The organism is Streptomyces sp. NPDC056480 (assembly GCF_042795405.1).
Taxonomy (GTDB): domain Bacteria; phylum Actinomycetota; class Actinomycetes; order Streptomycetales; family Streptomycetaceae; genus Streptomyces.
The window spans coordinates 64,243-73,849 of sequence record NZ_JBHTSA010000038.1 but is presented as its reverse complement, the minus strand read 5'-3'; the positions used below and the strand labels follow the sequence as shown (position 1 = coordinate 73,849).

The 9,607-nt window shown below is 68.7% G+C and carries 7 protein-coding genes and 1 pseudogene; 4 read left to right on the top strand and 4 right to left on the bottom strand.

Features of this window, described 5'->3' with window-relative positions:
• Positions 1-104: 104 nt before the first annotated feature.
• Both ACFQ79_RS18990 and ACFQ79_RS18985 read right to left on the bottom strand, forming a co-directional pair.
• Positions 105-1,646, bottom strand: coding sequence for a M4 family metallopeptidase (locus ACFQ79_RS18990; protein WP_383584833.1), 1,542 nt, complete (start codon positions 1,644-1,646; stop codon positions 105-107).
• Between the two features lie 456 nt (positions 1,647-2,102).
• Positions 2,103-2,681 (bottom strand): restriction endonuclease, encoded by a 579-nt coding sequence (locus ACFQ79_RS18985; protein WP_383584818.1) that lies wholly within the window; start codon positions 2,679-2,681, stop codon positions 2,103-2,105.
• A gap of 308 nt (positions 2,682-2,989) precedes the next feature.
• On the opposite strand from ACFQ79_RS18985, the gene ACFQ79_RS18980 reads away from it, so the two are divergent.
• Together ACFQ79_RS18980 and ACFQ79_RS18975 are read left to right on the top strand one after the other, a co-directional pair.
• Positions 2,990-3,253 carry a hypothetical protein gene (locus ACFQ79_RS18980; RefSeq protein ID WP_383584815.1) on the top strand — a complete coding sequence of 88 codons (264 nt, stop codon included), beginning with the start codon at positions 2,990-2,992 and terminating at the stop codon, positions 3,251-3,253.
• 41 nt (positions 3,254-3,294) lie between these two features.
• Positions 3,295-4,158, top strand: a complete 864-nt coding sequence (locus ACFQ79_RS18975; RefSeq protein ID WP_383584812.1) for a hypothetical protein — start codon at positions 3,295-3,297, stop codon at positions 4,156-4,158.
• A 434-nt stretch (positions 4,159-4,592) separates the two neighbouring features.
• Here the strand turns inward: ACFQ79_RS18975 and ACFQ79_RS18970 are convergent, their stop codons facing one another.
• Complete coding sequence (locus tag ACFQ79_RS18970; protein WP_383584810.1) at positions 4,593-5,315, bottom strand: hypothetical protein; 723 nt, start codon at positions 5,313-5,315, stop codon at positions 4,593-4,595.
• A 929-nt stretch (positions 5,316-6,244) separates the two neighbouring features.
• Between ACFQ79_RS18970 and ACFQ79_RS18965 the strand changes: the two genes are divergently transcribed.
• Both ACFQ79_RS18965 and ACFQ79_RS18960 read left to right on the top strand, forming a co-directional pair.
• Positions 6,245-7,030, top strand: a complete 786-nt coding sequence (locus ACFQ79_RS18965; RefSeq protein WP_383584807.1) for a dienelactone hydrolase family protein — start codon at positions 6,245-6,247, stop codon at positions 7,028-7,030.
• A gap of 773 nt (positions 7,031-7,803) precedes the next feature.
• Positions 7,804-8,133: a hypothetical protein gene (locus tag ACFQ79_RS18960; RefSeq protein WP_383584804.1), complete on the top strand. Its 330-nt coding sequence runs from the start codon at positions 7,804-7,806 to the stop codon at positions 8,131-8,133.
• A gap of 76 nt (positions 8,134-8,209) precedes the next feature.
• Here the strand turns inward: ACFQ79_RS18960 and ACFQ79_RS18955 are convergent.
• Positions 8,210-9,018, bottom strand: a pseudogene (locus ACFQ79_RS18955) (IS5 family transposase).
• Between the last annotated feature and the right edge of the window lie 589 nt (positions 9,019-9,607).

Below are 9,607 nucleotides of genomic sequence, written 5' to 3'. Positions count from 1 at the left end.
GCGGGGGGGGGGGTGGGGGGGGGGGGGGGGGGGGGGGGGGGGGGGGGGGGGGGGGGCCCCCGGGGTTTCCGGCGGGGGGGTTGACGCGGGGCCACCTCCGCGGGCTACTTGACGTTGATCGCGGTCCAGGCCTTGGCGACCGCGGTGTACTCCGCGCTGCCCGCGCCGTAGAGGTCGGTGGCCGCGGAGAGGGTGGCGGTGCGGGCGCCGGCGTAGTTGGTGGAGGAGGTCATGTAGGTGGAGAGGGCCTTGTACCAGATCTTGTAGGCCTTGGCGCGGCCGATGCCCGTGAGGGTGGAGCCGTCGCTGGTGGGGGAGTCGTAGGAGACGCCGTTGATCGTCTTGACACCGCTGCCCTCGGACAGCAGGAAGAAGAAGTGGTTGGCCGGGCCCGAGGAGTAGTGGACGTCGAGGCGGCCGACGCTGCTGGACCAGTAGTCGGCGGAGTTGCCGTCGCGGCTCGGCTTGTCCATGTAGCGGAGCGGGGTGCCGTTGCCGCGGATGTCGATCTTCTCGCCGATCAGATAGTCGCCGGCGTCCGTGGCGTTGGCCGCGTAGAACTCGACCGAGGTGCCGAGGATGTCGGAGGTGGCCTCGTTGAGGCCGCCCGACTCCTTGCTGTACTTCAGTCCGGCGGTGGAGGCGGTCAGACCGTGGGACATCTCGTGGCCGGCGACGTCGAGCGAGGTCAGCGGCTTGGTGTTGCCCGTTCCGTCGCCGTACGTCATGCAGAAGCACGAGTCGTCCCAGAAGGCGTTGACGTACGCGTTGCCGTAGTGGACGCGGGAGTAGGCGGCGACGCCGTCACCGCGGATGCCGTTGCGGCCGAGCTCGTTCTTGTAGAAGTCCCAGGTGACTGCCGCGCCGTAGTGGGCGTCCGCGGCGGCGGTCTCCCTGTTCGTCGCCAGGCCGTTGCCCCAGGTGTCCGTGCTGTTGGTGAAGAGCGACCCGGTGCCGTTGGTTCCACCGTTCAGGTCGTACGTCTTGTGGCCGCCGCGCGCGGTGTCCGTCAGGGTGTACGAGGGCGCCGTCCCGAGCGTGACCCGGCCGCTGTACTGGGTGTTGCCGGATCCCGTCTCGATCGCCTCGTAGGAGTACAGCTCCTTGCCCGAGGTCGCGTCGGTGATGACGTGACGCTCGCTCGGGGTGCCGTCGGCCTGGACGCCCGTCACGGTCGTCTCCCAGGCGAGCGTCGGCTTGCCGGTGGCCGCCCAGACCACCTTGCGGGACGAGGAGGGGGCGGCGGACCGCGCGTCGGAGGAGGCCGCGGCGGACTTGCCGGCGGCCGTGGCCGTGACCGAGGCGGCCGTGCTCGCCACGGATATAAGGGCGTTGGTCGCCCTGGTGGTGGCGCGGGTGCCGTTCTTCTTCTGGTGCACGACGAGGTCGCCGCCGAGGACGGGGAGACCCTCGTAGGTGCGCTCGTACCGTGTGTGGACCGAACCGTCGGCGTCCTTGACGACATCCCGGACGACGAGCTTCTCCTGGCCGGAGAGGCCGATGGCCCTGGCCGTGGCGGCGGCTCCGGCCTGCGCCTCTTGGACGGCGGCGGCACGCTGACTGCCGGAGAGCACGAGCGCGGTTGCGCCGGCCTCACGCTGGACATCGGCGCTGGCGGAACCGGTCTGGACTCCGACGACGACCATGGCGGCCGATGCGATCAGGGCGGCGGTGGTGGTGGTACGGCGGTGCGAGGACTGCTGGCGGGTCACGCGGGCTCCTTCGCTGAAAAGCGTGGGGGGATCGTGGGGGGTGTGGTGCGGGTGCGAGCGTGCCAGCGAAAGAATGTGTTTGGCAGGTATGCAACAAGGATTTGACCATCTGTTGTCCGAAGGACAGAGAACTCTGTCCGCTATGCGGCCAGTTGGCAGTGTCTTCGGACCGTCTGGAGGCGGGCAGTCAGACCACCCGTAAGGGATTCCACGGCGTCAGGTGAGCCGGACGGCGTTGCGGCCGCGTCCTGAGCCGCCTCGGCCGGTGCGCAGCGCCGAGCCTCCTGCCCGGCAGATTCCACCGCCTCGACGCCGTCGACGCCGTCGACGCCGAGGAATCCGTCGGTCGACACCGACGACGGACGACCGGCGGCCGGGGGAGCGGCGGGCTCAGGGGGCGGGGGTCGTCGGATCCGGGGCGAGCGCGTCCCACGGGGCCGGCGCGACCTGGTCCGTCCATGCGGCCAGCGCCTCACCGTCCACGCAGATGATCCCGCAGGCGGCGGCGTACTCGGCAGCGGGCGCGGTGAACGAACTGGTGGTCACGACGACGGCCACATCCGCCTCGTGGATGGTGAAACAGGTGCCGCCGAACCTCTGCAGATCCTGGGAGCCGACGCGGTGGCTCTCCGCGTAGTGCTTGCACTGGACGACAAGCCGTCGGCCGTCCAGGGTCACAGCGACCACGTCGGCGCCCAGGTCACCCGCTCCACCGACCACCTCGACCACGGTGCAGCCGTCGCGCGCGCAGAGCGCGGCGACCGAGTGCTCGAACCCGTCGGCGTCGACCGCCGAGTGATCCAGAGCCTCGACCCCGACGTCGGGCATGTCCGGAAGAGGGGGCGAGCCGTCCGGGAGATCGCCCGTACGCGTGCCCTGACGATTTCGTACGGCCATGCTGCCGCGCCCGGCCACCGCCAGCCCGACGGCGAGGACGCCCAGGGCGCCGAGCGCCACGAGAACCGCCACCGGGCCCGCCAATCCACGATCCCCCGCCACCGAGGCCGTCTTGACCAAGAGAGCCAGGCCGCCGGCGCAGATGCCTATGAGTCCGACCGCAAGCACCAGATCGCGCGAGACGCGCGCCCCGGGCCGCGTGGCCCCACCCCTGCCTTCCCCGGTCGCACTCATCCGAGGCCCTCCCCTCACTGGTCGATGGCTTACGCACACCGCGGCCCGACCCGGAAGGGCGTCGGGGGCGTGTGGCTCTCGGACCGCGGGTCAGTGCTGCGGCGCCCCTCCGAGAGGCCGATGTTCCTGACGGACGCCGCATATCCATGAACGCGTTGTGGAAACCTGACGACAGGAGGGAGGCGACGGACTCCGGCCACTTCCGGTCGCGCGCATGGATTGTGTCGTGGCGGCAGCACGTCGTCGACGCCAACGTCGCCGACGCCGCCAACGCCCACGTCGCCAACGCCAACGCTGTCGACGTCACAGACGACGACGCAACGAGCCGGGCCGCGGACAAGGTCGTACATCACCTCGGACGGGGGGCCGGTTGCGACGTGCGGCTCCGGGTCGCCGACCGCCCCGAGTAAATCCGTTGGCGCCAAGTCATTCAGCTGACGAGACTCTGTGGGTGATCGCTCTGCCGCCAATGCCGCCGATGCCGCCGATGTCTCCGAGGCCCGGCCCGCTCCTTCTGCCGGTACAGGACCCGCGTGCCCACGGCGTCGTCCTTGACTATGCGGACATGGACGCGCTGGTGGCCGACCTCGTCATGCCCGACGGCGCGTCGATGTACGTCATGAGTGCGCTGGAAACGTCCCGCGAGCTCATCCGGCACTCGTACTACCGCTACGAGTTCGCCACCGTCGCCGCCACGCATTCCCTGTTCGCCTTGGAGCACGTCCTCGTCGAGCGGCTGGCCATGAGCGGGCCGCTCCCCATCCTGATCGAGCGTGCGGCGGAGACCGGGCTCTTCACGGCCGAACTCGCGGCCGAACTCGACCGCAGTCGACGACTGCGCGACAGTCTCACTCAAGGCACCGAGACGAGTGCCGCCCTCAACGCTGCCGGGGCCATCGCCATGGTCCGGGCCGTCTTCGACGCTGTGGCCCTCCTTCTTCGCCCACCCTCTCCGACAGAAGAGACGGAAGGGATGGAAACGGCGGAATCCATCGATGTGAGCGGCTCGCAGCCCGAAGACGAGCTTGCCCGACTGTGGGAGGAACACCGGCGCGCTCTGTACCCCGACAGCTTCCGCGGCATCGACATCGAGGGCGTGGAGCTGATCCTCCTGGACGCCGATGTCGCCGGGCTTGTCCAGCGCGAGCTGAACGGTGGGCTCGACGACAGCGGCATCGCCATCCTCTGGGCCTGCATCGCCGACCTCGACAAGAGCCTGCCCCTGATCAACTCGGAGTACTGCGCCTCGTACTTCGCGAAACTCCGGACGATGGCCAAGCTCGCCGCAGCACGCCACATTCCCACCGCGACCTGACCCCGCTCGGTCGAACAGCTCCGCACCTCATCGAACAAGTCGTGATGCGGAACAAGCCTGAGCCGGCCCTCGGCACGTCCCGGGGGGCCGCTCTACCGGCTCACCGAACAGGCGGACCCCGATGATCAGGCCGAGGGTCATCGTTCGGCGTCGAATCGGAGACCGGAGCGGTCCACTTCGTCATGCCGGACGGAGAGGCACGGTTCGCCACCCGAACCGCACGTCTCCACTTGCAGCATCGACGAGCGTGGGCCACCAGTCGAGTAGCCGCTTGGACTCACCATGCGTGGCGAGGTACTCCACGGAGTTGTACGGCACGATCAGGAGCCCGCTGCTCTCGCCGAGTCGCTCGGTGTCGATGGCGAGGGACGGCTCGTCGTCGCTCTGGCTGCGCGCGAGAAGCTTCTACGCTTGGCCGTTGTGCGGGAACGAGGTCAGTTCAAGGTCTCCAGAACCTCGGCAGGGGTCGGCGCGTGTTCCCGGACCTCGCCGTCGACGTTCCAAGAGCCGTTCCACTCGATCCGCCGGATCCGCCCGTGACGGTTCTCGTACTCGACGAAGCTGCCTGGCGCGCCCTCCAGGAGCTCCAGCTCCCGGAGCAGCACGTCGGGGGTGGTGAAACCACGGAGGTCGCCTTCGCTTCCCCCACCGGTCCTCGTGTTGTCGAACTTCAGCCGGAGGAACGGAGCGGCCTCACGGGTCATGTCCGCCGGGTTCAGCATCCGCTTGAAGCGAAAGAGCGCCTCCTCAGGAGTCTCGTTTCCGGAGAACTCCCGGACGTACGCGGGGAAGACCCCGACCACCACCTCGTTGAGCTCCTCGTTGCGCCCCACGTAGTAGCCATGGATCTCCGGCTGGACGGCCACCACGGCGTCGAAGCCGTAGCCCGGGTGGGAGAACCCGCGAACGACCTCGAACGGGCGGGGGTGCTCCCCGAGCCCGGCACGGTGGTCCCGCGCGAACGTGAGAACCGCCCGTGCCAGGTCCTCGTCGAAGGAGTCTCGGGCGTTCACCTGATAGAGGCGGGTCCCCTCCGCGTTCAACGCCAGCGAGAACACGAACCGGACCATGGGCGACCAGCGCCACGCGCGCGTGAGGCCGGGAAACGCCTCAACCTTGGGAATCTCCAGGACCGCTTGCTCCACATCGAATGCCACCTTGGCCTCCTTCGAATCTCGTTCTGACCAGCCGGCCGAAGCCGTCGAACTATTGTGCGTCCTGGTGTTGTGTGTCCTCCTCCCGGTCGCCGTACCGGCGTCGGTACGGCGACGTCGGCCCTCGGCTACGCACACAAGCGGCATGCGACGCTCGGAAACGAACTCACCCAGCCTGGAGCAGTCCACGACTCAGTGTGACGTCGCGACTGCCGGTACGTCCCCGCGGCCGTACACCGGGTTCACCGACGACGGCCGCGCCGACTCGTCGCCGCCGATGCCTTCGACGCCCTGTGGCCGTGATCGCGCACGGCGCGAGCGGCACGAGGGCGTGCGGCGGGCCCGCCGACGTGGGTGATGACGAACGAGGACGCGGTCGATCGTTACCCTGGAGGCGACCGTCGTGGGCGCCGTCGCGCACGGGGAGCGTGTGGTGGCTTGGCTGGGCACCGGAAGGGGATCGATGTGAATGCGTTCAAGTACCGCACCGGTATGGCGTGGATGGACCTGCCCGAGCGCTTCGGTTCGTGGAAGGGCACCCGTGACCGTCTGTGGAAGATGCGTACAAGCAGTGCAACACGGTCGAGCGCTGCATCGACAAGATCAAGTAATGGCGGGGTCTGGCCACCCGATATGACAAGACCGCGACGCTCTACCTCGCATCCCTCCGCTCTCCGGACACCTTCATCTGGTCGACGAGGTGACCGAAAGAGGGTGCGATCGACATGCGTGCTGAAGGGGAAACGGGTTGGTATTGAAGCCCTGGGCGCCCGCCGGCCGTCGCCCATTCGGCTCGGTGTCGTCGGTGGCGATGTTGAGCTTCGTGACGGTTCTGGTGAGCCCTCGCCATTTTCCAGAGGGATCTCCGCACTGTTCTGCCAGCGGCGGAACACCGGCCGGACGGGGCTCGACGGTCACTACAGTCCAGTCTCATGACGACGACTACGACGACTAAGACGATTACGACGCGTACGGTCGAGTATCCGGCCGACGGTTTGACGATGATCGGGCACCTCGCGCTCCCCGCCGGTGTTGACCGCCGGCCCGCGGTGCTGCTCGGGCCAGAGGGCACGGGGCTCAGTGACGTCGAGCGCCGCCGGGCCGATGCGCTCGCCGAACTGGGATATGTGGCACTGGCCTTCGACCTTCACGGCGGGCGCTACTTAGGCGACCCCGAGGAGATGTTGGCCCGTTGCCTGCCGCTGCTCGCTGATCCCGACCGGATGCGGGGCATCGGCCACGCGGCGCTCGACGTGTTGCGCACCGAACCGCGGACCGACCCCGACCGGATCGCCGCCGTCGGCTACGGCACCGGGGGCGCCATCGGGCTGGAACTCGGGCGCGGCGGCGTCAGCCTGCGTGCGATCGGGACCCTCAACGCACTGACCACTGGGCGACCGGGCGAGACGGCGCGCATTCGCTGCCCGGTGTGGGCCGGGGTCGGGTCGGAGGACCCGATCATGTCGCCCGCGCAACGGAACGCGTTTACCACTGAGATGCAGGCTGCGGGCGTCGACTGGCGCCTCACGGTCTACGGCGGTGCCTTGCACGCCTTCCACCACCCGCCGGTCGGCCACCCTACGGTCCCCGGCGTCGGCTTCCACCCGCGGCACGCGCAGCGAGCCTGGCGCGACGTCGTCGACCTGCTCGCCGAGTGCCTGCCCGTGACGGAGGATCTGGGGCACGACACAGGTAGGCATACGGGCGCCGGGCAATGACAGTCCGCTCTCCTCGAGTCCGCGCCGCAGAACCGCACCAGGCGGATGCATGATGGCGGAACCGCGTTTGCAACTGCCGCAGTGGATGCCGGATCTACTCCGACGGAGCCCTGGCCGCGATCGTCGCGACGTGCGGCGGAGTGCTCCGGGCACCAGGTGAGGAGTGCGCATCCACTGCGGCACAAACGCGCTGACCCTTCGCTAGGAACGTGTCTCACGTGGTGATCTCGGCCAGCTTCTTGTAGCAGGTCATGGCTGCGGCAAGGCTGAGGAAGCCGAGGAAGCCGAGGAAGTGACGACCGCCCTTTCGTTCATGGCGGACGGTCAGGCGGCGGCAACCGAGGAGCCAGGAGATCGCTCTCTCGATCTTCTACCGGTGCCTTCCGAGGCGTTCGGAGGACTCCATGCCCGGCCGGGCGATCCGTGGAGTGATGCTGCGTTCGCGTAGCCACGCCAGGTTGCCGGCCGAGTGGTACGCCTTGTCGGCCCGGATCTCTTCGGGGTGTCGCCGACGGGAGCCGCGGCTTGAGCGGACAGCCGGGATCCCGAGGGCCAGCGGCCCCCCTTTCGCGCGCATCGAGGCCGCGTCGACGATTACGGAGCGCCAGTCCAGTAAGCGGCTGGCTCCGAACTCATGAATGACCATGATGCCGCTGCTGGGTGGCCTCGGCGACGGTCGGTGTAGGCGTTGGGCTGATTGCCCGCCACCTCAGAATGGGCACATGGCTCCACTTTCCACCAAGCCACGATCGTTGAACGCCGACGAGCGCGCAGTGCTTGAACACATCCTGTCGGCGGAGTTCGACGGCGCGTCGCAACTGCGGAGTCAACTGGACCGCACCGAGGTGACCGCTGTCTGGGGGCCCGACTCCGTGAGCGTCGATCTGCAGGTCCGCGAACCGTGCGAGCGTGCGGCACTGCCGACTGAGCTCGTGCCCGTGGACGCGCCCGTGTGCGACGCGTCCGGGTCCGCCGTCGGCATGATCCTCGTATGGACGGACCGGGGAGCCACGCTCGCGGCACTGGAGTTCGCCTGGGTCACCGACGAGATGCCTACGTCCCTCCCGACCGTCGTGGACGGCCCGCTCAGCTGGCCGTCCTGACGGCGCTCCCCGCTCTCAGTGCATCCGCACCGCAGGGGACGCGATTGCCACGTGAGACACCGTCTAACTGATCGTTTCAGAATGAGGTCCAAAGGCGGCGGAGGCATATGAGGCTGCAGGCCAGTTCGAGCAGTCCCTGGTGGAGATCGCCGGGTCGTTCGTAGCGGGTGCGGAGCTGTTTGAACTGGTGCAGCCAGGCGAAGGTTCGCTCGACGACCCAGCGGACCTTGCCCAGTCCGGAGCCGTGGGCGACGCCCCGTCGGGCGATCGTGGGTTTGATGCCGCGTTTCCACAGCAGGCGGCGGTGCTTGTCGAAGTCGTAGCCCCGGTCGGCGTACAGACGCCGGGGTTTGCGGCGGGGGACGTCCCCGAGCTCCCCGAATCGGCGGGATCGCGTTGAGCAGGGGCAGGAGCTGGGTGACGTCGTGCAGGTTGCCGCCGGTGAGCGTCACGGCGAGCGGGGTTCCGTGGCGGTCGACGATCAGGTGGTGCTTCGAGCCGGGACGGGCACGGTCGACCGGCGAGGGGCCAACGTGGTCCCCCTTTGAGGGCCCGGACCTGCGACCCGTCCACGGCGCAGTCATCAAGGTCCAGCAGGTCGGCGCGGCGAAGCTCGGTCAGCAGGGCGGCGTGCAGGCGTGGCCAGACGCCGGCCTCCGTCCAGTCCCGAAGTCGGCGCCAGGCCGTCACGCCGGAACAGCCCACGGTCTCCGCCGGGACGTCCCGCCAGGCGACACCGGTCCGCAGCACAAACAGGACCCAAGCGAGTGTCGTTCGGTCAGGAGCACGCAACCGCCCGGGATGCCGGTGGCGTCGTTCGGGAGTGGGTGGCAGCAACGGGGCCACCCGCTCCCACAGGTCTTCCGGAACAAGATCAGCACGCACTCGGACACCTTGCTGACCAAGATCGTCGAATGCAAGGCCACGGCATCTCAGCATGATTTGAGCGCAGGGTCTGGCGTCGTTCGCCGGATCGAGCGCTCAGCCTGAGGCGCCCTCCAATGGAAGGTGGTCTCGGAAGTGCTGCGACTCCAACCACTCCTCCTTCACGAAGAGCGGACGCGTCAGGCTCGCTGCCCCGACCTGTTGCGAGCGCAGAAGAACCCCGAGGTCAGTCAGGGACAGCGAGTCATCAGGCGTGTAGCGCACCCAGTTCCCATGCTCCGCGGCGTGGTCCAGCAGGAACTGCTGGCCTTGCTCCGGATCGCTTCCCGCCAGCGGGAAGCCAGACAGGAAGACCTGCGGACCGGTGACGGCATCCAGCGCAACGCAGGCGAGCTTGCCCGCGTCGTAGAACGCTTTGACCCCATCCGGGAAGTCCTCCTGCGCATACGGCCGCCAACCAGCTCCTGTGGTCCAGGGACCAAGAGTGCTTGGGCGACCTCGGCTGGAGACATCCCGAACTGCAACGGACCCACGCCGGCTCCCGACCGCAGCTCCCAGCACTCCCGCTCCGCATCCGTGCCCATCCACC